The 21,305-nt window shown below is 60.0% G+C and carries 24 protein-coding genes; 10 read left to right on the top strand and 14 right to left on the bottom strand.

The genetic code is table 11. The annotated features are described in order from the left end of the window. Positions 1 to 108 precede the first annotated feature (108 nt). Together ACJ8IP_RS12770 and ACJ8IP_RS12775 are read left to right on the top strand one after the other, a co-directional pair. A complete protein-coding gene (locus ACJ8IP_RS12770) occupies positions 109 to 648 on the top strand; it encodes a hypothetical protein (protein ID WP_044031650.1) in 540 nt (179 codons plus the stop codon). Then, positions 645 to 1,061, top strand: coding sequence for a putative T6SS immunity periplasmic lipoprotein (locus tag ACJ8IP_RS12775; RefSeq protein ID WP_047572179.1), 417 nt, complete (start codon positions 645 to 647; stop codon positions 1,059 to 1,061). The genes ACJ8IP_RS12770 and ACJ8IP_RS12775 overlap by 4 nt, the downstream gene beginning before the upstream one ends. Before the next feature lie 68 nt (positions 1,062 to 1,129). On the opposite strand, the gene bhsA is transcribed toward ACJ8IP_RS12775, so the two are convergent. Together bhsA and ACJ8IP_RS12785 are read right to left on the bottom strand one after the other, a co-directional pair. Next, positions 1,130 to 1,390 (bottom strand): multiple stress resistance protein BhsA, encoded by a 261-nt coding sequence (bhsA, locus tag ACJ8IP_RS12780; protein ID WP_015377148.1) that lies wholly within the window; start codon positions 1,388 to 1,390, stop codon positions 1,130 to 1,132. Between the two features lie 166 nt (positions 1,391 to 1,556). Continuing rightward, positions 1,557 to 2,186 carry a flavin reductase family protein gene (locus ACJ8IP_RS12785; protein ID WP_047025039.1) on the bottom strand — a complete coding sequence of 210 codons (630 nt, stop codon included), beginning with the start codon at positions 2,184 to 2,186 and terminating at the stop codon, positions 1,557 to 1,559. Between the two features lie 118 nt (positions 2,187 to 2,304). Between ACJ8IP_RS12785 and rlmF the strand changes: the two genes are divergently transcribed. The 5 genes from rlmF to ACJ8IP_RS12810 all read left to right on the top strand — a co-directional run bounded on the left by rlmF (position 2,305) and on the right by ACJ8IP_RS12810 (position 7,267). Continuing rightward, a complete protein-coding gene (gene rlmF, locus ACJ8IP_RS12790; RefSeq protein WP_442524411.1) occupies positions 2,305 to 3,270 on the top strand; it encodes a 23S rRNA (adenine(1618)-N(6))-methyltransferase RlmF in 966 nt (321 codons plus the stop codon). Positions 3,271 to 3,564: 294 nt separating this feature from the next. Further along, positions 3,565 to 4,869 carry a methyl-accepting chemotaxis protein gene (locus ACJ8IP_RS12795; RefSeq protein WP_442524412.1) on the top strand — a complete coding sequence of 435 codons (1,305 nt, stop codon included), beginning with the start codon at positions 3,565 to 3,567 and terminating at the stop codon, positions 4,867 to 4,869. Between the two features lie 180 nt (positions 4,870 to 5,049). Next, positions 5,050 to 5,619, top strand: a complete 570-nt coding sequence (locus ACJ8IP_RS12800) for a TetR/AcrR family transcriptional regulator (RefSeq protein ID WP_033642384.1) — start codon at positions 5,050 to 5,052, stop codon at positions 5,617 to 5,619. An 11-nt stretch (positions 5,620 to 5,630) separates the two neighbouring features. Beyond that, complete coding sequence (locus ACJ8IP_RS12805; RefSeq protein WP_164107252.1) at positions 5,631 to 6,269, top strand: GNAT family N-acetyltransferase; 639 nt, start codon at positions 5,631 to 5,633, stop codon at positions 6,267 to 6,269. Then, positions 6,257 to 7,267 carry an alpha/beta hydrolase family protein gene (locus tag ACJ8IP_RS12810; RefSeq protein WP_089196784.1) on the top strand — a complete coding sequence of 337 codons (1,011 nt, stop codon included), beginning with the start codon at positions 6,257 to 6,259 and terminating at the stop codon, positions 7,265 to 7,267. Before ACJ8IP_RS12805 ends, ACJ8IP_RS12810 begins: the two co-directional genes overlap by 13 nt. Positions 7,268 to 7,269: 2 nt before the next feature. Here ACJ8IP_RS12810 and ybiO read toward each other — a convergent pair whose 3' ends face one another. The 6 genes from ybiO to dps form a co-directional block, all read right to left on the bottom strand. Continuing rightward, the gene (ybiO, locus tag ACJ8IP_RS12815; protein WP_164107253.1) at positions 7,270 to 9,489 is read right to left on the bottom strand and encodes a mechanosensitive channel protein; all 2,220 of its coding nucleotides are present in this window, start codon (positions 9,487 to 9,489) and stop codon (positions 7,270 to 7,272) included. A 154-nt stretch (positions 9,490 to 9,643) separates the two neighbouring features. Continuing rightward, on the bottom strand, positions 9,644 to 10,366 hold the full coding sequence (gene glnQ, locus ACJ8IP_RS12820) for a glutamine ABC transporter ATP-binding protein GlnQ (RefSeq protein WP_004939230.1): 723 nt from the start codon (positions 10,364 to 10,366) through the stop codon (positions 9,644 to 9,646). Further along, a complete protein-coding gene (glnP, locus tag ACJ8IP_RS12825) occupies positions 10,363 to 11,022 on the bottom strand; it encodes a glutamine ABC transporter permease GlnP (protein ID WP_004939229.1) in 660 nt (219 codons plus the stop codon). Before glnP ends, glnQ begins: the two co-directional genes overlap by 4 nt. A gap of 103 nt (positions 11,023 to 11,125) precedes the next feature. Continuing rightward, positions 11,126 to 11,869 carry a glutamine ABC transporter substrate-binding protein GlnH gene (gene glnH, locus ACJ8IP_RS12830; protein ID WP_016928516.1) on the bottom strand — a complete coding sequence of 248 codons (744 nt, stop codon included), beginning with the start codon at positions 11,867 to 11,869 and terminating at the stop codon, positions 11,126 to 11,128. 338 nt (positions 11,870 to 12,207) lie between these two features. After that, positions 12,208 to 12,474, bottom strand: coding sequence for a DksA/TraR family C4-type zinc finger protein (locus ACJ8IP_RS12835; protein ID WP_033642389.1), 267 nt, complete (start codon positions 12,472 to 12,474; stop codon positions 12,208 to 12,210). A gap of 142 nt (positions 12,475 to 12,616) precedes the next feature. Further along, positions 12,617 to 13,120 carry a DNA starvation/stationary phase protection protein Dps gene (gene dps, locus ACJ8IP_RS12840; RefSeq protein ID WP_016928514.1) on the bottom strand — a complete coding sequence of 168 codons (504 nt, stop codon included), beginning with the start codon at positions 13,118 to 13,120 and terminating at the stop codon, positions 12,617 to 12,619. A 357-nt stretch (positions 13,121 to 13,477) separates the two neighbouring features. On the opposite strand from dps, the gene ACJ8IP_RS12845 reads away from it, so the two are divergent. Continuing rightward, positions 13,478 to 14,029, top strand: a complete 552-nt coding sequence (locus ACJ8IP_RS12845) for a shikimate kinase (RefSeq protein ID WP_164107254.1) — start codon at positions 13,478 to 13,480, stop codon at positions 14,027 to 14,029. Here the strand turns inward: ACJ8IP_RS12845 and nanQ are convergent. Further along, on the bottom strand, positions 14,011 to 14,478 hold the full coding sequence (gene nanQ / locus ACJ8IP_RS12850; RefSeq protein WP_033642391.1) for an N-acetylneuraminate anomerase: 468 nt from the start codon (positions 14,476 to 14,478) through the stop codon (positions 14,011 to 14,013). The genes ACJ8IP_RS12845 and nanQ overlap by 19 nt on opposite strands. Before the next feature lie 132 nt (positions 14,479 to 14,610). After that, the gene (gene rhtA, locus ACJ8IP_RS12855) at positions 14,611 to 15,498 is read right to left on the bottom strand and encodes a threonine/homoserine exporter RhtA (protein WP_033650558.1); all 888 of its coding nucleotides are present in this window, start codon (positions 15,496 to 15,498) and stop codon (positions 14,611 to 14,613) included. Positions 15,499 to 15,898: 400 nt separating this feature from the next. On the opposite strand from rhtA, the gene ompX reads away from it, so the two are divergent. Continuing rightward, on the top strand, positions 15,899 to 16,417 hold the full coding sequence (gene ompX / locus ACJ8IP_RS12860) for an outer membrane protein OmpX (protein WP_019454480.1): 519 nt from the start codon (positions 15,899 to 15,901) through the stop codon (positions 16,415 to 16,417). An 86-nt stretch (positions 16,418 to 16,503) separates the two neighbouring features. Here ompX and ACJ8IP_RS12865 read toward each other — a convergent pair whose 3' ends face one another. Continuing rightward, positions 16,504 to 17,487: a nitrilase family protein gene (locus ACJ8IP_RS12865; protein ID WP_108680345.1), complete on the bottom strand. Its 984-nt coding sequence runs from the start codon at positions 17,485 to 17,487 to the stop codon at positions 16,504 to 16,506. A gap of 91 nt (positions 17,488 to 17,578) precedes the next feature. Between ACJ8IP_RS12865 and ACJ8IP_RS12870 the strand changes: the two genes are divergently transcribed. Next, positions 17,579 to 18,451 carry a LysR family transcriptional regulator gene (locus ACJ8IP_RS12870; protein ID WP_042783989.1) on the top strand — a complete coding sequence of 291 codons (873 nt, stop codon included), beginning with the start codon at positions 17,579 to 17,581 and terminating at the stop codon, positions 18,449 to 18,451. 4 nt (positions 18,452 to 18,455) lie between these two features. On the opposite strand, the gene ACJ8IP_RS12875 is transcribed toward ACJ8IP_RS12870, so the two are convergent. The 3 genes from ACJ8IP_RS12875 to otnI all read right to left on the bottom strand — a co-directional run bounded on the left by ACJ8IP_RS12875 (position 18,456) and on the right by otnI (position 21,303). Then, positions 18,456 to 18,986: a GNAT family N-acetyltransferase gene (locus ACJ8IP_RS12875; RefSeq protein WP_033650561.1), complete on the bottom strand. Its 531-nt coding sequence runs from the start codon at positions 18,984 to 18,986 to the stop codon at positions 18,456 to 18,458. A gap of 63 nt (positions 18,987 to 19,049) precedes the next feature. Beyond that, the gene (locus ACJ8IP_RS12880) at positions 19,050 to 20,420 is read right to left on the bottom strand and encodes a GntP family transporter (RefSeq protein WP_042783990.1); all 1,371 of its coding nucleotides are present in this window, start codon (positions 20,418 to 20,420) and stop codon (positions 19,050 to 19,052) included. Positions 20,421 to 20,526: 106 nt separating this feature from the next. Next, positions 20,527 to 21,303, bottom strand: coding sequence for a 2-oxo-tetronate isomerase (gene otnI / locus ACJ8IP_RS12885; protein ID WP_046686680.1), 777 nt, complete (start codon positions 21,301 to 21,303; stop codon positions 20,527 to 20,529). Positions 21,304 to 21,305: the final 2 nt, after the last annotated feature.

Genomic DNA, 21,305 nt, shown 5'->3' on the forward strand with positions numbered 1-21,305 from the left:
GATACCATCAATTTTTCCGGGAGAATTATCCCAAACTATCAGGGCATTCCCGCACAAGGTGGCTATTTATGCTAGGGTATTCTTTCACTTGTCAATGGAACTGACGATATGACTACGGCTAAAGGAATGGCGCGAAAGCTCACCGTCGGTGAGATAGGAATAGCCCAGATCATTTTTAAGAATGCTATCGATTATTCGAGAGTGAGTGTGCATAACGCGGGTTATTTCCCTTTAGGTTTGCAAAATGATAATACGGCCGTTACACCGAACGGCGAAATTTATTTCACTCCAAAGAATTTTCGTGAGGATTATTCAAGAGAGGGCGCGGGTTTTCAACATTGGTTTATCCATGAAATGGCGCATGTTTGGCAGTATCAAATGAAAATGAATGTGTTGCTCAGAGGTACCATGAGCTGGGCGGCAACTTATGAATACTCTCTTCCCAACTATAACACTCTCGCTGATTACGGAATGGAGCAGCAGGCTTCCATCCTTGCTGATTACTTTTTACTTATTCGTTTTAGTCGAGAAGAGTGGCGTCGTAACAAACGGATGACTGGCTTGGAAGGGCCAGATCTTAAAACTCGCTATGAAACCGTGTTACGGTTGTTCCTTCGAGAGCCGCGTAATCCTAAGGCGATGAAATGAAAAAACTGACTTTTTTATTGGCGCTGGCATTGCTGAGCGGCTGTGTGCAGGAACGTCCCTGGTTCTATCCGGCAAACGTCAGCGTTAAAAACAATCGCGTATGCATTAGTGTGCCGGACGATATTGACGGAAAACGCGAGCTGGTGGGCATCGGAATTTATCAACCGGGGGCCGGAGGGAAGGCGGAATGGTCCACGTCGGTTGCGCCGGGCCAGCAGCCGATAGCGGTCATGCCTGGCGAATGCCTGACGGAGGCTTTCGACGGGTTCAAGATTGGGCATAGCTATTCGGTTGAGATTGCGACGGTCGGCAATGCGTCAAATGAGGCACCGCGCAAATATTGGACTGAATTTACATTGGTTGCTGACAAAGCGGACGGCAAAAAACTCGCTGTCTTACCCATCCAGCGCTAATGCACTTGAACATAAAAAAAGCCCGCCGGGGTGATAGCCGGCGGGCTTTTTGACGTCTGGGGCGGCGATTATTTGTAGATAACCGCGGTGGCGTGCATCAGGTTATTGCCGCTGGTGGAGGTGATGGTGAAAGCCTTGGCGCCCGCCGCATCGGCTTTGGCGGCCAACTGGGATTTCAGGCTGCTCAGGTCGGTCGCGCCGCTGGCGACGATCACGCCGGCTTTTTCGAATTGGGCGGCATCCTGCGCGCTGACGTGTTCAGCGGCGAAAGTGGTGAAAGAAACGGTAGCCAGAGCGATAGCAGCAGCAAAAGTTTTGATGGTTTTCATGTTCGTCATTCCTGTCAAAGCGGATTAGGGAGAAAGGGAGTGCCTTTCGATGGGAAGATTATTGCGCAGGATAAGACGTGATGAAATCGGAGAGTGTTGACGGTTTTATTCAGATTTTTTGATTGTTAATTCCCCCGTTCATCTTCTGCATAAACGGGGGAGACGATCAGCGCGTCGGGCGCGTCAGATCGAAACGGTGCTGCTCGGAAATGCCGTAGTAGGCGCTCGGGCCGCCGGCGCGCAGGATCGGTTCGGCGGCGGCGGTCTGGTAAACGCCGTGTTCATCCAGCAGCGCCGGATCGAGATGCACCGCCACCACTTCGCCCAACACCAGCCAGGTCTCCACCTGTTCCCCGGCGGCGGTTTGCAACTGGATGCATTGGGTCAGGCGGCATTCGAAGTTCACCGGGCTTTCGGCCACGCGCTCGGCTTTGACCCGGCGCCCGGGCAGCGGCGTGACGCCGGCGAAGGCGAATTCGTCCTCACCGCGCGGCAGGGTGATGGAACTGTTGTTCATCGCTTCCGCCAACGGGCGCGTTGCCAGGTTCCAGACGAACTCGCCGGTTTCCACGATATTCGCCACGCTGTCTTTCCAGCCGGTGCTGGCGAAACCGATGATTGGCGGGCGGTAGTTGAAGCAGTTGAAAAAGCTGTAGGGCGCCAGATTACGCAAGCCGGCGGCGCTGCGGGAAGAGATCCAGCCGATGGGGCGCGGGCCGACGATGGCGTTCAGCGGATCGTGCGGCAGGCCGTGGCCGGCGGCGGGTTCATAATAATAACGAGATTCACGGCTCATGGGGGCCCCTGTGGCAATCGATGAAGCTTTCATTGTGCCGGGTTTCCCGCCGCTGCGCCATTCCGGGCCGGATGTGTTATCTTACGCGCCGGAAATACCTTCAAGAGAGCCCGTCACGGTGGAAAAAAAGAAAACCTTCCCGCAGCAGAAAAGCGGCCTGCATCCGCGCAACCGTCATCGTTCGCGCTACGATTTCCCGGCGCTGATCGCCAGCTGCCCGGCGCTGGCGCCGTTCGTAAAACCGAACGCCTGGGGCGATGTCTCGGTGGATTTCGCCGATCCGGCGGCGGTGAAAATGCTCAACCGTGCGTTGCTGCAACACTTTTACGGCATCGAACACTGGGATATTCCGGCTGATTACCTGTGCCCGCCGATCCCCGGCCGCGCCGACTATCTGCACCACCTGGCGGATCTGCTGGCGACCAGCAACGGCGGCGAGGTCCCGCGCGGCAAGGGCGTGGCGATCCTCGACGTCGGCGTCGGCGCCAACTGCATTTACCCGATCGTCGGCCTGCGCGAATACGGCTGGCGTTTCACCGGCTCCGAAATCGATCCGGTGTCGCTGAACGCCGCCAAAATGATCGTCGAGATGAACCCGACGCTGCGCAACAGCGTGCGTCTGCGGCTGCAAAAACAGCCTGAGCTGATTTTTAGCGGCATCATCGGCGCGGCCGAGAAATTCGACGCCACTCTGTGCAACCCGCCGTTCCACGCGTCCGAGCAGGAAGCGCGCGCCAGCACCCGCCGCAAGCTGCATAAATTGGGCAAAGGGGAAGTGGCCGACAAGCCGGTGCAAAACTTCGGCGGCAAGAACAACGAGCTGTGGTGCGAAGGCGGCGAAGAAGCCTTTGTGCGCAAGATGGTGGAAGAGAGCGTCAGCAAGGCCAACAACTGCTTGTGGTTCACCTCGCTTATCTCGAAAAACACCACGTTGCCGGCCATCTACCATGCGCTGAAAGTGGCGGGGGCGGCCGAGGTGCGCACCATCGAGATGGCGCAAGGGCAGAAGATCAGCCGCTTCGTCGCCTGGACCTTCCATGACGCCGAGCAACAGGCCGCCTGGGCAGCCGAGCGCTGGCATTAATCTTCCCGGCGCCGGTTATCCTGCCGGCGCCGACAAAAATCCGCATTTTACCTTTCAATTTTCATCACTTACGTTATTCTCAATACAGTTATTCATAATAAAAATCTTAGGTTGTTGGTTTATTTAAATTCGAATAATTACTTTACTGAATAAATAAATTTAATCCGGTTAAGAGCAATAACCAGAAGGATCGGCGCGCCCGCTCCTTCCGCGATGGCACGTCTGCGTGTGGGCGCGGCATGTGGCCAGACAAAATAAGAAAAGCGCGATCATCTGCCACAAGGACTACACCCTATGCTGTTACGATTCAGTCAGTTAACTACCCACAAAGGCGCCGAGCTGAGCGCGATAGAACACGCCGTTCCCATGATTGTATTCTCGCCCGACGGCACGGTATTGCGCGCCAACGATCTCTTTCTCAGCACGCTCGGATTTCAACGCGATGATGTGAGAGGCCGGCATCACCGTATTTTCTGCGATCCGAACTATGTCGCCAGCCCGTTATATCGCGAACATTGGGAGACGCTGAATAAAGGGCAACCCATCACGGACACGATAAAGCGCATCGCGAAAAACGGCGAGGCGGTGTGGCTGCAGGGCACCTATGCGCCGGTGCTGAATAAACAGGGTAAGGTGGTGGAAATCGTCAAGATCGCCAGCGAAGTGACCGAGCGAGTGACCCAGGCGCAGGAACACCGCAGCCTGCTGGCGGCGCTGAATCGCTCGATGGCGATGATTTCTTTCACGCCGCAGGGCGACATTGTCAGCGCCAATGACAATATGCTGGCGCTGATGGGCTATCGGCTGGATGAGGCGTGCGGGCAGTCGCATGCGGTGCTGTGCCCACCGGCGTTCGCCGCTTCCGACGACTATCGGCGGCATTGGCAGCGCCTGGCGCGCGGCGAGTTCATCACCGGGCGTTTTGAGCGCGTCAACCGGCGCGGCGAACGGGTCTGGCTGGAGGCCAGCTATAACCCGATCCTCGACAACGACGGCCAGGTGGTGAAAGTGGTGAAGATCGCCCAGGACATCACCCGGCTGATGCAACAGCAGCAGCACGAAGAAGAGATGGTGCGCAACGCGCATCATCTGTCGCTCGATACCGACCGGCAGGCGGCGCAGGGCGCGGTCATCGTGCAGCAGGCGGTGAAGGGCATGCAGCAGGTCGAAGCGGCGGCGCGCGAAACGTCGGACGTGGTCACCGAGCTTGGCAAGTGCTCTCAGCAGATCGGCACCATCGTCGAAGCCATTCGTAAAATCGCCTCGCAAACCAATCTGCTGGCGATTAACGCCTCCATCGAAGCCGCCCACGCCGGTGAGCACGGGCGCGGTTTTGCGGTGGTGGCCAATGAGGTGCGCACGCTGGCGGAACAGTCGCGCAAGGCGGCGACCGAGATCGAACGCATGACCAAGTCTATCCAGCAAGGCGTGGCGGCGGCGATCGCCGGCATGGCGACCTGCGTGGAACAGGCTGGCGGCGGTGTGGCATTGACCCATGACGCCGGAGAAGTGATCAACCAGGTCAACATCGGCATGCATGACGTCGTGAAACTGATGCAGGCGTTTACGTCGGTGAAGCAGGGCGACGCGCTGCACTGAGTTTGCCGGGCGCCGCCCCTGAAAGTGGGGCGGCGTTTGTCTCTTCCCACCGATCTCTGCCCCGTTGAGCCGTAGTTCAATTTTACCGGTCTATGCTAGACTTGAAAATGAACGAACGTTCGTTCACTTGTTTGTATCAATTTACGGCGCCCAGCGCCCTCATTGCTTCGGGAGCTGCCGATGGGAAACCGAGAAAAGATTGTCGACGCTGCGCTGCACAGCTTTACCCATAAGGGATTTCACCAGACCAGCATGCGGGATATCGCCCAGGCGGCGGGCGTTAGCGTGGGCAACCTCTATAACCATTTTTCCGGCAAGGAGGCGCTGATCGGCGAGATCGCGCTGCTGGAAAACGGCGTATTCGCCGAGTTCGCCGCCGCATTGCGGGCCGAGAAAAAGCGGCCGAAACAGGCGCTGTCGGCCTTTTTCACCGCCTATCACGCTTTTGTCGCCGAACCGGACAATGTGCAACTGTCGGCGGAGATTGTGGCTGAAGTGGCGCGTAACCCGGCATTGGCCGAGCCGTTCAGCGCCAACCAGCGGCAGTTGATTGAGGCGCTGGCGACGACGATCGCCGAGGCTCAGCAAATCGGCGAGATCGCGCCGGCGATAGCGCCCTTGCCGCTCGCGCAGCTGGTGCTGGACGTGATCGAAAGCCAGGCTTGGCGGCAGGCGATCTTCGCGTCGCCTTCGCCGGAGGCGATCACGCCGGTGCGGCTGTTGGAGCAACTGCTCTACCGCCAACCCTAGTCGAGGTTGATATGTTGCACATTGAGCCTTATCGCGACGCTGACCGGCTGCAAACGGCGGCGTTGATCTACGCCGCGTTCTGCGACAAATTCCAGCGCGCGCGCCGTCTGAGCGCCCGCCTTCAGTGGCGTCTGTTCTATCGGCTGTGGCGTTGGCGGCAAAGCGGCAGCCGGGAGCGCAGCTTCGTGGTGAAACAGGATGAACAGGTGGTGGCGGCCTTTGCCCTGAATGCCATCGATGGCGAGAACCGCGCCGGGCTGCGTCCGCACGCCTTGCCGATTTGGCGGCTGTGTCGCCGCTATGGCTGGCTGAACGTTTGGCGCATGTATCTGCAAATTGCGGTGTTGCAGCACACCCCGGCGGCCGATGAGCTGTATCTTTCCTACCTGGCGGTGGCCGAGAGTCAGCGCGGCAAAGGCGTGGGCAGGCGACTGCTGCAGTGGATGAACGACTACGCCGCCGAACAAGGCGCAGGCCGGCGCCTGAGCCTGCACGTCAGCCGGCGCAACGTCGATGCGCAGCGTCTGTATCAGCGCTGCGGTTTTCAGGTGCGGCGCGAAGAACATTACGCCTCGCTGGGCTTGCTGTTCGGCCAGGCCGATTGGGTGTTGATGGAGAAACGCAGCGGGGAGGCGACGTGCGCAGAATAGGGCTGTGTCTCGTGGCGCTGCTCCTGCCGGTGCTCGGCTGGGTGATTTACGTCAACGACTTTCGCTTTGTCACCGAACCGGTCGTGGTGACCGCCGGTGGCAATCGGCTGACCGGCACGCTGGTGCTGCCGGAGCATGCGCCGGTGAAGCCCGGCGTCGTGGTGTTCGTGCACGGCGATGGACCGGCCAACGCCAGCCGCGACGAAGGCTATTACGGCATTTGGGAGACGATGGCGCAGCAGGGCTATGCGGTTTTATCCTTCGATAAGCCGGGCGTGGGCGGCTCCGGCGGCAACTGGCTGCATCAGACCATGGCGGATCGCGCGCGGGAAACCGTCGATATCATCGACTGGGCCCGGCGGGACGGGCGCTTCGATGCGCGCTGCGTGGGGCTGTGGGGCACCAGTCAGGCGGGGTGGGTGATGCCGGAGGTGGCGCGTTTGCGCCCCGACATCGCGTTTACGCTCGCGGTGGCGCCGGCGATCAACTGGCTGCGGCAGGGGCGCTACAACACCCGGGCGGCGATGGCGGCGGCAGGGGACGATGAAGCGTCGATCGCCGCGCGCGAGGCGCACTGGCGCCACATCCAAACGCTGCTCGAACAGCCGGACGGTTACGAACAGTACCGCCGTGAGTCTGGCGCCGCCGCTGCATTGAGCGCCGACCGCTGGCGCTTTATTCGCGCCAACATGGCCAGCGACGCGACGGCGGGATTGCGGCATTTCGCCACGCCGGTGCACCTGATCCTGGGCGGGCGCGACGTCAACGTGGACGCGGACGAAACCGAGCGCGTGTATCGGCAAACGATCCCGGCCTCGCTGCTGACGGTGACGCGCATCGACGAGGCCGATCATGTGATGGTCAAGCCGCTGTTCGCGCGCCATCCGTGGCTGATCAACGTGGTGGGCCTGTTTGCCCCGCGCTCGGTGCAATACGACGCCTACCGGCAGGACGTGGCGGCCTTCCTGGCCGCTCAGCCCTGCGGGCGCGGGCGCTAACCTCAGATCGCCGCGGGCGGCGCCTGCTCGTCATGCGGCTGCGGCGCGCGGGAAATCTGCATCGCCTGCTGCGGCATGCCGATGCCGGCCCGATCGAAATGGATTTTCACCAGCCGGTCGAGGGCGTATTGCACCACCCACTGTTTCAGCGCCTGCGTGCGCACCGTCACGCGGGTGGTGAACGAGCGATCGCCCAGCGCCACCACGCCGTTGAAGACCGGCTCGCCAATCAGGAAATGCTTCACCTGTTCATCCTGCTTCAGCGCCTCGATGGCCTGATGCAGCACCTCATTGACCCGATCGATGTCCTCGTCGCGGCTGACGGTGTAATTGGCGCGGTATACCCCGAACTCACGCGCATAGTTGGCCAACGTGGTGATCGAAGAGTACGGCACGATGTGATAGACGCCGTAGTCGTCGCGCAGGCCGATCGAGCGGATGGTCATGCGCTCCACGGTGCCGGTGATGCCGCTGACGGTCACGTATTCGCCGGTATTCATGCCGTTTTCAAACTGGATGAACACGCCGGTGATCACGTCTTTCACCAGCGTCTGGGCGCCGAAGCTGATGGCCAGCCCCAGCGCGCCGGCGCCCGCCAGCAGCGGCGCGATGTTCAGTCCGACCTGCGACAGCACGATCATCACGGTGATGGTGCTGATAACGATAGCCAACACGTTGCGAAACAGCGTCAGCAGCGTGCGTTCGCGCGCGCTCGGCCGCACGCCGTTGCTCAGCTCCAGCGCCAGGCGGTGCTCGATGATGCTGGCCATCAGCGTCCAGCTGAACACGGCGATCAACAGGATCAGCAGAATATGCACCAGCCCGCCGAGCGTCCGCTGGCCATTTTCGCTGCCCGCCCATTGATACAGGTTGATCAGATGCCAGGCATCGAGCAGAAACAGCGTCACTGCCAGCACCACCATCACCCGCAGTATCTTCAACCCGTTGGGGATGTAAGAGTTGATGCGCCGCTCAAGCATCGGATAGCGCAAATTGACGTCGGTCGGCAGCGAAATGCGGCGGAAAATCCAGCGGGTCAGCATGCCGGACAGCAGGGCGCCGACGCCGACCACCAGCAGGCTTTTTACCGTGGCGCTCATCATAAAGCGCAGGCTGTTGCCGATGTCGAACTGGGACAGCACGAACAGCACCAGAAAATAGGCGATCGCCAGCAGGTGCCAGACATGCCCCAGCCCGCGCAGGATCACGCTGAAAAACGCCATCGACCGTTCGGCCAGCAGGTTGATCTGTTGCTGTATCGGTTTGCGGTTGTGCAGGATCAGCCAAATGGCGTATAGCGTCAGCGCCAGCATTACCACCAGGTTGACGGCGGCGGCGGCCGAATAGCTGATCTGCACCGCCACCACCGGCACCACCACCATCAGGCCATAGCCGATCAGGCCGCTGAGCCAGGCGAGGCGGGTGTTCCAATAGCGCGCGCTCCGATCGCTGAAGGGGAACGGGCGCAGATAGTCGAAGCTGGGGGCGAAAATCAGCCGCAGCACCGCCTTGAAAAATTCAATTACCGCGAAGGCGCTGAGAAACAGGGTCTGCAGCCGCAGGATGGTGGCGCTGTCGGCGTGGACGTGGCGGGCAAACAGGTTGCCTGCCGCCAGCGCCAGCAGCAGCACCAGCAGATCGATGGCGAAAGCGCCGAGAATGGCGGCGGGGCGCTTATACCACGGGCCGCGCTGCAGCCTGGCGTTGTGCCCCCAACTGCCCATGCGCTTGTACAGCGGCGCGATCAGCCGGCGGATCAGGTGGAACAGCGCAAAGGTGACCGCCACCGTCAGCAGAAAGTAGCCCAGCGCGCGGAAAAAGCCGGCGGGATTGAAAACGCGCTTCGGGCCGGAATCGATCAGCTTTTGCAGCGCGCCGAGCTTCTGGTTAAAGGTGCCGATGCCTTCCTGCGCCAGCGAGTTCAGGCTGTCGCTCAGCGTAACGGGCGTCGACTCCTCCGGCGTTGCCGGCGCGGCGGCCGCAGCGTCGCCGGCGGTCTGTTTCAGGTGGTCGATGAGTTCCGCGCGCGCTTGGTCGTCTTGCAGCAGATCGGCCAGCGCGGCGTAGGCGGCTTTCTGCTGCTCGCTCTTGTCGGCGGGCGCAGGCGGCGCGTTTTGCGCCAGCGCCGGTGCTGCGAAGACGCTCAGGGTCAACAGCAGCAGCAGGAAAAGCAGGTGTTCTCGCAGATGAGAACCTCGTCGGGAGTCTGCGTTTGGCGGCATGGTTCCTCTCTTTGGCGTTCTGTGATCGGCGGATGTCAGAGCAATACGATGAAAAACAATCAATATAGTAGGAAAGGAAACGCGATGGGGCGTGGAAGAGCGTGCGGAATGAAAGCGGCGGGCGCGTGGCGCGCCCGCCGTTAAACCGCCAGGATCAGGAAACGTGCTGCAGGAATTCCTGCAGACGCGGGCTCGGCGGATGGTTGATCAGATCGTGCGGATTGCCGTCTTCGGCAATCCGGCCCTTGTCGATAAAGATCAGGCGCGACGCCACTTTTTCGGCAAAGCCGACTTCGTGGGTGACGATGACCATCGTCATGCCTTCCTCGGCCAGATCCTGCATCACCTTAAGCACTTCGTGGCGCAGCTCCGGATCGAGCGCGGAGGTCGGCTCGTCGAACAGCATCATTTTCGGCTTCACCGCCAGCGCGCGCGCGATCGCCACGCGCTGCTGCTGGCCGCCCGACAGTTCGGACGGGTAGTGGTGGGCGCGCTCAGCCAGACCGACCTTGGCCAGCAGCTCGCGCGCCAGCTTTTCCGCATCGGACTTCTTCGCGCCGCGCACGCGGATCGGGCCGAAGGCGACGTTTTCCAGCGCCGTCAGGTGCGGGAACAGGTAGAACTGCTGGAATACCATGCCGGCTTCCTGGCGGATCAACCGATCGTCCACTTTCGGATCGTTGGCTTTCAGGCCATCGACGATCAGATCGCCGCTGGTCACCTCTTCCAGCTTGTTGATGCAGCGCAGCAGGGTGGATTTGCCGGAGCCGGACGGCCCGATGATCACCACCACTTCGCCTTTGTCGATCTTCAAATCGATGTTGTGCAGCACCTGGGTTTGGCCAAAATGCTTGGAGACGTTTTTAAATTCAATCACAGGATTTTCATCCTTCTTTCCAGACGACGCAGCACGAAGCTCAGCACCAGAGTAATAATCAGGTAGATAACCGCCACGGCGCTCCAGATTTCCAGCGCGCGGAAGTTACCGGCAATAATTTCCTGACCCTGACGGGTCAGCTCCGCCACGCCGATCACGATGAACAGCGAGGTATCTTTGATGCTGATGATCCACTGGTTGCCCAGCGGCGGCAGCATGCGGCGCAGCGCCAGCGGCATAATGACGTAGCGGATGGTTTCGCGGCGCGACAGGCCGAGCGCCAGCCCGGCTTCGCGGAAACCGTTATGGATAGACAGCACCGCGCCGCGGGTGATTTCCGCGATGTAGGCGCCGGAGTTGATCATGATGGTCACCACCGCCGCGGTGAACGGATCGATGCGCAAATCGGTGAACGCCATCGGCAGGGCGAAGTAGATGAACATCACCTGCACCACGATCGGCGTGCCGCGGATCACTTCGATAAACACCAACGCGATGTGGTTGGCGATCCATCCGCCGTAGGTGCGGGCAAAGCCGGCGACGAGGCCGATGATCAGGCCGCCAATCAGACCGAGGACCGAAATCCACAGGGTCATTTTGGCGCCCTCTAACAAGATAGGAATGGCGGGCCAGATGGCGCTCCAGTCGAACTGCATGATATTTCTCCCGGTGATCCCAAACGTGGGTATCAGATACAACGAAGCGCAGGGGGTTAAGCGACCCCCTGTGCTTAAGTTAATAGCGTGCCAAGTTCACCGCTTACTTAGGTTCGGTGCCGAACCACTTCTTGTAGATTTCGTTATAGGTGCCGTTCTCGCGCAGGGTTTTCAGCGCGCCGTTCACCTTCTCGCGCAGCGCATCGCTGCCTTTAGGGAAGGCGATACCATACTGCTGCGCTTCCAGCGAATCGCCGACGGTTTTGAACTTGCCGGCGCCGGCCGTCTTGATGAAGTATAAGATGTTTGGCGTGTCGTGCAGCACCGCGTCGGCGCGCTTGGTGCCCAGTTCCATATAGGCGTTGTCAATGTTCGGGAACTGACGCAGATCCTTGGTTTTGATGTGCTGCTTGGCGTAATCCACCGAGCCGGTGCCGCTCTTCACCGCCACCACTTTACCGTTCAGATCGTCGATGCCTTTCACGCTGTTATTGTCGGCATTGACCATGACCAGCAGGCCGCTTTTGTAGTAACCGTCTGAGAAGTCGATGGCTTTCTTGCGCTCATCGGTGATGGTGATGCCGGCCAGCGCCAGATCGACGTTTTTGGTCTGCAGCGCCGGAATGATGCCGCCGAAGTCCATCGGTTTCAGGGTGTAGTCCAGCTTCAGCTCTTTGGCGACGGCGGCCCACAGGTCGATGTCGAAGCCGACGTATTTGTCGCCTTGCTTGAACTCAAAAGGAACGAAAGCGGTGTCGGTGGCGACCACCAGTTTGTCTGCTGCGTGGGAACTTACGGCAAAGGCCAGGGAGAGTGCGGCCAGGGAGACTTTAAAAATCGACTTCATGAGAGGAATTCCTGTACAGGTTGCGGATTACCCATTTTTTATATTGCAGTTGGTGCCATGAAAAAATCGTGCCATGTTTTCAACTAATATAAAAACAAAGAGTTACTGCGTGATGTTGTGCCGTGACGGCGAATAGTTATGGTTATGCACCACAATGAGGCACCGAAATGGTGCGTAAGAATTATCTTGGTGCACGGGGCTATCATTAACCAAATTTTGGCTGTGAAACAACCGTTCTTTAACGTTTTTGCTTCAATATTGATAACTAACTCTAACTTTCATGATCCATTGACGGTGCAAGCGTGACCGCGAGAGGGGAAAAAGGGGAGCAGATAATGCTAGCGCAACTGGCTGTCTTTGCTGCCGCGCCGGTTGTACAGGCTGCTGGCCGCGTGTTTTTTGTCTTGTTCGGCCTGGCAGGTGACACAAAAACGCACCCCCTTCAGCGCCTTGCGGCGCGCCTCGGGGATCGGTTCTCCACATTCCTGGCAATAGCGCTCGCTCTCGCCATGCCCGAGCGCATCACGCGCACGCTGCACCGCATCGTCGACGGTAGAATCAATTTGATCTTGTACGGCGCCGTCCGCCGCCCAGCCGCTGGCCATCATGACCTCCTGACAAGGGAAACCTACCGTTTAATATGGGCCGTTTATTGCACAATTCAACGGCCGCGCAAAAGAAAACAGGCCGGGCGAAGCCCAGCCTGTTCTGCCCGGCACAACGGGCGGTCTGCAACGCGCTGCGGCGTTATTCGATGTTGGATTCGATGAACCACAGGAACTTGTCCAGATCGCGCGAGGCGGCGGTGAACATGTCGGCGGTGTCTTCGTCTTCCACTTCGGTAATGGCCTTACGGATGTCATTCGCCACCGCGCCGTAGCGATCGGCCAGCGCTTTCAGGTGTTCTTGCACGCTGTGGATATTGGTCGGATAGCTTTTCAGCGGCGTGCGATCGTTCACCACCTGTACGGTGCCCAGCGCCACGCCGCCCAGCTGCACCACGCGCTCGGCGAAGGTGTCCTGGTGCTCGATGATGGCGGTGCGGAAGCCGTCCAGCATTTCATGAACCGCGATAAAGTTCGCGCCACGCATGTTCCAGTGCGCCTGTTTGGTGATCAACGAAAGATCGATGAATTGCACGACCTGATGGTTCAGCGCCTTGATGGCGGCCAGTTTGATTTTTTCGTCCAGATCGTTACGGGTATACAGCAGATCAGAAGATTTCGTTTTCACCAGTTTAGCGGTACTCATATCAGATATCCTCTTGATTAGTCGTTGTCCTATTTCGTTACGGGATCAATTATAGCAGGGCTGTTTATTTTTGCCGGACGAAAATGGCTATTGCACAAATAGGGTTAGCCTACGAATAATGGATCTGGTTGAATTTTTAATTAATGCAACATCATGAAAAATATAATTATTTATCATTCGCTGATTTATTGTTTATGGCTGTGAAAATTTACCCTGGTTATTTTATTTTTTCGCCTGCGGGCTTCGGCTAAATATCCGCTTTGTTATCGTAGTGTTAATTTCTCATCCATTCATATTGATAGCGGTAATTGATGCCGCTACAGTAGGGCAATTATCCTCTCTCTTTATAGGCGAATAATGAAAATTAACGTCGTCGGCACCAGCGGCAGCGGTAAAAGCACCCTGGCACGTCAACTGGCGGAACGGCTTGGCGTGCCCTATATCGAGATGGACAGGCTGTATTGGCGGCCCGAATGGCAGGGAACGCCTGATGACGCGTTCCTGGCGCGGCTTGAACAGACGCTGGCCGAAGCGGGGGATGGCTGGGTGCTGGACGGCAATTACAGCCGCACGCAGCCGATCAAGTGGCGCGAGGTCGATTATATTCTGTGGCTGGACTACGGTTTCGGCCGCACGCTGTGGCAGGCCGTGCGCCGCGCGTGCCGACGCGCGGCCGGCAAAAGCAAGCTGTGGCCGGGCACCGGCAATCGGGAAAGCTTCCGCCGTTCTTTCTTCAGCCGCGAGTCGATCGTGCTCTGGACGATCCGCACTTACTCGAAGAACCGGCGAAAATACCTGGCGGAGATGGCTCGTCCCGACGCCGGACGCCGTTTCGTGCGCCTGCGTTCTCCCCGCCAGGCCGCCGATTTTCTACGGGCGCTGCCGCAGGTTCACAGCAGCAGACGGTGATGGATCCTCACCACCGCTTTCTTGATTTGCTGTGGCCGCTGCCACACGCAGCCGGTCTTGTGCGGCTCCATCTGGAAAAAGAGGGCGAACATGCCGTGCGTCATGTGCAGCGTTTGCGGGTGGCGTTTGATGTCCAGCAGCAGCAGATCGCTATTTTCCGCGTGGGGTTGTTCGCGATGTCCGTTGCCCGCCAGACCGTATTCGATGCGCTCTTCACCGCTGATCAGCAGATGCAGCGCAATGTATTCCTGATGCATTTCGGCGCGCTTTTCCGCCGCCGGCGCGGTGGTCAGCGTCATCACGTCCATAAAGATGTTGTCGCCGTCGATCGGGTGATGCCCCAGCGCCAGTTCTGGCAGGTCGCATCGGCGCAATTCGGTCAGGGTTGAAACCAGCGCCGGCGCGAGTCCGCGGCCGAAGCGTGGGTTGAACAGGCTGTTGTGAATCACTGTTATTCTCCATGTGAGCGAAAGTCCAAAGAGCCTGCGATACAGGCTAAGGGGAAGTATGCCGACTTGTCACGAGGAAAACAGTTAACCCGCCTGCATTCCGACGTTGCGGTCTGCAGGCGAGTCGGGTCATCAGGAAAGGCTTTCGAGGCGAGGTTTGGGGCGAATGGTGAGGGCGGAGCCCATGGAGGCGGCGATGATCGCCGCCAGCGCCAGCCATTGCACGCCGCTCAGGTGTTCGCCGAGGAACAGCATGCCGGATAACGCCGCCATCGCCGGTTCCAGGCTCATCAAGGTGCCGAAGGTGCGCGCCGGAATTTTGGGCAGCGCGATGATCTCCAGCGAATAAGGCAGCGCGGTGGAGAGGATCGCCACCGCCAGCGCTATCGGCAGAATCTCAACGTTGAACAGCACGCTGCCGGTTTGCCAGGCGCCGATCGGGCAGAACACCAACGCGGCGATCAGCGAGCCGAGCGCCACCGTGCCGGGGCCGTGATCGCCGCCGGCCTTCTGGCCGAAGATGATATAGACCGCCCAGCAGGCGCCGGCGCCGAGCGCGCAGGCGGCACCGAACGGGTCGATTCCGCCTACGCCGTGACCAAGCGGCAGCAGGAACCACAGCCCGGCGATCGCCAACGCCACCCAAAGGAAGTCGATCGGCCGCCGCGACGAGAACATGGCCACCGCCAGCGGGCCGGTAAACTCCAGCGCCACGGCGATGCCGAGCGGCACGGTGCGCAACGACAGGTAGAACAGGTAGTTCATCGCGCCGAGCGACAGGCCGTAAATCAACAGCGGCAAGCGGCTGCCGGCGGCGATGCGCATGCGCCACGGGCGGAAGATGATGAACAGAATCAGGGTGCCAATGAAAAGACGCAGCGTCGTGATGCCTTCCGCGCCCACGATCGGGAACAGGCTTTTGGCCAACGAAGCGCCGCTCTGGATCGACACCATGGCGATGATTAACAGACAAATGGGCAGCAGCGCGGAGGGCGCTCTGCCGGCAGTAGATAACGACATCCTTAACGGGCCTTTTATGCGCCGTTCCTCAGCCTTGAGAAAACGGTCGAAACGGGGATGCGAGCAGTGTAAATGAAATGGCGAAAATCTGTCTGAGAAAAGCGCGCATCGCGGTGAAATCCGCCGATCCTCGGATGAGATGTGGCGGATTTGGTCAAAAAATGCGCTTTTTCTTAAGAATTATCTGGATATTAAATAGGTGATTTTTGTCACAGAAAGTCGTAGAATACGGCCGAAAATAGAGCGAAAAGAAGAAGATACACTGTTCTTGAAATCTTCTGTTACACGATATAAAGCATTAGACACTCATTTCAAGGCAGAGTTTCACGCTAATTTTTGTTATATTTTCAAAGCATGAACAAATGGATGTACTTAATAATAAAACGCGTTTGAGGTGGTTATGAAAAAAATTGCATGTCTTTCCGCAGTAGCAGCTTGCGTATTAGCAGTTAGCGCAGGTACCGCATTCGCTGGTCAGAGCACCGTATCCGCTGGCTATGCGCAGGGTGATTTCCAAGGCGTTGCTAACAAAGCCGACGGTTTCAACCTGAAATACCGTTACGAGTTCGACAACAACCCACTGGGCGTAATCGGTTCCTTTACCCACCTGGAAAAGGACGGTTCTCAGGACGGTTTCTATAACAAAGCTCAGTACAACTCTATCTCAGCCGGTCCAGCATACCGCATCAATGACTGGGCGAGCATCTATGGTCTGGTTGGCCTGGGTTACGGTAAATTCACTACCAACGCTCAGAACGGCACTTCTCGTCACGACACCGCTGACTACGGCTTCACCTACGGCGCCGGTCTGCAGTTCAACCCAATCGAGAACGTTGCCCTGGATGTCGGTTACGAGCAGAACCGCATTCGCAGCGTTGACGTTGGCACCTGGAACGTTGGCGTAGGCTACCGCTTCTAAGTGTGTTCGTGCCTGCGGGCATGAACCTGCGGCCTTGTTTGCCGCACCCATAAAAAATCCGCCTCCGGGCGGATTTTTTTTATCTGTCATTCACCGCCGCGCCCCGTCGGCTGCGTCGAAAAACGCGCGCTGCGGGCATCGCGCTCGTAGCCTTGCGGCTCGGTCAACAACCCGTACAGCTCGGGGCGCCGCCCGTAGATCCAGCGGCGACCGGTGCTGAGCGGGATCAGCGTCAGATCGAGCTCGGCGCTGACCATCCGGTCTTCCGCCGCCCAGGTCTCCGCCACGATCCGGCCGTAAGGATCGAGGATCATCGCGTTGCCGGTGCGTATTTCATCGTCATCTCGGCCCACGCCGTTGCTGAACAGCAAGAACAGCCCGTTGTCGTGAGCGCGCGACGGCAGCCAGCGCATCAGCCAGCCGCGGCCGTGTTCGCCGCGAAAGGCGGCTTCTATCGCCTGCGGATCTTCCGCGCGCCGCTGCCACAGCGCCTGTGGGATCGGCTTCATGCCGTGCGGGCTGCGCGAATGGGTGCCGCCGGTCTGGTGCGGGGCGATCAGCACCTCCGCGCCCAGCAGCGCCGTTGCGCGCACATTCTCCACCAGATTATTGTCCCAGCAGATCAATACGCCCACGCGTACGCCCCAGGGGGTATCGAACACCGTATAGCGGTCGCCGCTGGCGATAGCCGGGTGCTCGAAGGCGTGCAGTTTGCGGTGCACATGCAGTTCGCCGTCCGGCAGACAAACGGCATAGGCGTTGTAACACCGGCCGTCATCGCCCAGCTCGATCAGCCCGACGCCAATCGCCATGTTGTAACGCTCAGCCAGCGGGCGAATGCGCGCCAGCGAAGGGCTGCTCACGATCGGCTCCGCCAGCGCCCGCACTTCGGCGTCGGACAGATGGCGCACGTGCCAATAGCCGGTGACGCACATTTCCGGGAAGGCCAACAGTTGTATCTGTTGTTCGGCCGCTTCCTTGATAAAGCGTTCCATGGTCGACAGGTTGTAATTCTTGTCATTGGCATGATGCTGGAATTGCACCGTGGCGGCGCGTAATGAGGTGGTCATGGGATCTCTCCGGTTGGGGTCTGCATTGATTACAGCAGGCGAATTGATTACTGTATAATCAATTAAATTCCTTATTTGATAACATAATGGAATGGATATAAAACAACTGCGCGCCCTGGTGGCGCTGGCGGAGCAGGGCAACTATCGGCAGGCGGCGAGCCTGCTGTGCATCAGCCAACCGGCGCTGAGCAAGCAAATTCAGGCGCTGGAAGCCCAGCTTGACGTTCGGCTGTTCGAGCGCGGCCGACAAGGGGCGGTGCTCACTGCCGGCGGGCGGCGGCTTTACCCGGAGGCGCAGGCGCTGGTGGAGCAGTATCAGCAGTTTCAGCGGCGCGCGCGGCGGGTGGCGCTCGGGGAAGCGGGGCGGCTGGCGCTGGGGTTTGGCCTGTCCAGTTTTCATCTGGCGCCGCAGCTGGTGGCCGCCTTTCGCCAACGGTTTCCCGAGGTGGCGATTGGCCTCGAAGATCTGCCGTCGGAGCGGCAGTATCAGCTGTTGCTGCAGGGAGAGTTGCAGGCGGGGTTCGTGCGCTTGCCGGTCAATACGCCGCTGTGCGGTGTGGCATTGCTGAGCGATAGGTTGGTGCTGGCTGCGCCGGGCGCGCTGGCGCTGCGCACCGACGATCTGATGGCACGTTTCAATCAGCTGCCGCTGTTGCAATTGACCCCTAAACGCGGGCGCGGGCTGAGCGATCAGTCGCTGCGGTTTATCGCCGCTCACCGGTTGACGCCGAACGTGGTGCAGCAGGCCGGCGACATCCAGACGCTGTTGGCGTTGGTCGCCGCCGGCGTCGGCGTCGCGCTGCTGCCGCACAGCATCACGCATATCGCGCCGGCCGGCATCGACATTTTACCGCTGAGCGGCGAGGAGACGGAGTGGCAGGTCGGTATCGCCTGGGATCCGCAGCGCACCGACGCGCTGCGGGACAACTTCATTCAGACGGCGTTGGCGGTGCAACGCGCTTAGGCATTCAAAGCGGGCAGTGCATCACCACGATCGGGTTTTGATGGTACTCGCTGCGGTGGCTTTCGCTGAAGCCGACCTTTTTCGCCAACGCCAGCGAAGCCTGGTTTTCAGGCGAGATGATGCAGACGGTTTTTTCCCCCGGCAGGTGCGTTTTCCCCCAGGCCAGCGCCGCCCGCAGCGCCTCGGTGGCATAGCCTTTGCCGTGCGCCGAACTCACCAGCGTCCAGCCCATCTCCGGCGCATCGAGCGCCGGGGTGATGTCGCGCAGGAAGTTGGAAAAGCCGATGCTGCCGAGGTACTCGCCGCTCTGCTTGTCACGCACCGCCCAATACCCGTATCCCAACAGCGCCCAGTGGCCAACGTAGCGCATCAGGCGCCCCCAGGAGTCTTCCCGGTCGCGCGGGGTGCCGCCGATATAGCGCACCACCAGCGGGTCGGCCCACAGCGCGGCCAGCGAGTCGAAGTCGTCCAGCGTGTGCGCGTCCAGCCGCAGGCGTTCGGTGATAAGCGTTGGCGCGGTGTTGATTACGGTCATGTTGCTGCTCCTGCACAGGGTGAAAGGCGATGAAAAACAACGGCGTTCAGTATGCCAGAGAAATCACGCCGCCAGCCACAACAGCCAGGTGAACAGGAAGCCGCTCAGGCCGAGCAGGGTGGTCAACACCGTCCAGGTCTTCAGGCCATCGGCCACCGACAGCCCCAGATAGCGCGTGACGATCCAAAAACCGGAGTCGTTGACGTGCGAAAGCCCGAGCCCGCCGAAACAGGTCGCCAGCGTTACCAGCACCAGCTGCAGTTGATTCAAGCCGCTGACCGCTTCCGACAACAGACCGCCGGTGGTCAGGATCGCCACGGTGGCGGAACCCTGCGAGGCGCGCAGCGCCAGCGAAATGATAAAGGCGGCGGGCACCAGCGGCAGGCCGATGGCCGTCAGCACTTCCGCCAGCGCCTTGCCGACGCCGGATTCCACCAGCACCTTGCCGAACACGCCGCCCGCGCCGGTTACCAGGATCACCACTGCGGCGGTCGGCAGCGCAGCCCCCATCACGTCGCTGGCGTGTTGCAGGCTCCAGCCGCGGCGCAGCGCCAGGAAGTAGAAGGCCAACAGCAGGGCTATCATCAGCGCCACCGCCGGCGAGCCCAGCAGCGACAGCGCATCGCGCAGCGCCGAGCCGGCCGGCAACAGCGTGGCGGAGACGGTGCCGAGCATGATGATGGCGATCGGGATGACGATCAGCGCCGCCACCAGGCCGGCGCCGGGTGGGTTGATGCGATCGCTGAGCGGCGCGTGATCTTCCGGACGCGGCTCCGGCGCCGCCAGCTGCAGCTGTTCCAGAACCTCTATCGATAACGGATAGGTTTTGCGGTTGAGGTAGTTGGCGGCGAAATAGCCGATAACGCCGACCGGAATACAGATCGCGAGGCCGATAATGGTCAGCCAGCCGATGTCGGCGTTGAGCAAGCCGGCGGCGGCGACCGGGCCGGGGTGCGGCGGCAGCGCGACGTGTACCGTCAACATCACGCCGGCCATCGGCAGGCCGAACTTGAGCGGCGACACTTTGGCGACCTTGGCGAAGCCATAGATAATCGGCGCCAGAATGATAAAGCCGACGTCGAAGAACACCGGAATGCCGAGAATAAACGCGGCGAGGGTCAGCGCCGCGACGGTATGTTTCGGCCCCAGACCCTGGCTGAAACGCTGCGCCAGCGACTCGGCGCCGCCCGATTGTTCGATCATGCGGCCGAGCATCGCCCCCAGACCAATGATGATGGTCACCGAGCCGAGCACGCCGCCCATTCCGGCGGTCATCACTTTCATCACTTCGCCGGTCGGAATGCCGCTGGCCAGCGCCACCAGCAAACTGACCACCAACAGCGCGACAAAGGGTTGCACCTTCGCCTTAATCACCATCAATAACAGCAGCACCACGCCGAGTACGGCAATCAGCAACAGCAGAGAGGTAGACATGAAAAAAGCCTTTCGTTGGGTAAGCGTTGGGCACCGCGATCGCCGCGTGGCGATACGGGTGCGTTTCATTGTTATAAAATCGATTTCCTGGTGTCGGCGTGCGGCTTTAGCGGTAAGGCTTCAGCCAGCCGAGCCCGGCGGCGGTGTCGCCGCGCGGGCGGTATTCGCAACCGATCCAGCCCTGATAGCCGAGCGCATCCAGTTTGTCGAACAGCCACGGGTAATTCAGTTCGCCCTCGTCCGGCTCATGGCGATCCGGCACCGAGGCTATCTGGATATGCGCGTAGCGCCCGGCCAGCGTTTCCAGCAGCCCGCTGATATTGCCGTCCACCAACTGCGCGTGGAAAAAATCGAACTGGATGAACACGTTCGGTCTTTCGATCGCCGCCACCGCTTCCGCCGCCTGATGCTGACTGGCGAACAGGTAGTCGGGCTTGACCGGCGGGCTGAGCGCCTCGATCAGCACCTTGACGCCATGCGGCGCAAAAGCGTCGGCGGCATAACGCGCATTGGCGATAAAGGTGTCGAGATAACGCCGTCGATCCGCGCCTGCGGGCACCACGCCGGCCATCAGGTGCACGCAGGGGCAGGAAAGGGCGATGGCGTAGGCCAGCGCGCGATCGATATCGGCGCGCGCATCCCGTTCGCGGCCCGGCAGCGCCGCCAGCCCCCATTCGCCGGCGGCGGCATCGCCGGGCGCGGTGTTGAACAGCACCTGTTGCAGGCCGTGTTCGCGCAGTTTCTCGGCCAACAGATCGGCGGGATGCTCGTAAGGGAACAGGAATTCCACCGCGCTGAAGCCCTGTGCGGCAGCGGCGGCAAAGCGATCGAGGAACGGCACCTCGGTAAACATCATCGACAAATTGGCGGCAAATTTAGGCATGG

Origin of the sequence: Serratia sp. CY52157, assembly GCF_052168495.1 — a bacterium.
Classification (GTDB): domain Bacteria; phylum Pseudomonadota; class Gammaproteobacteria; order Enterobacterales; family Enterobacteriaceae; genus Serratia; species Serratia ureilytica.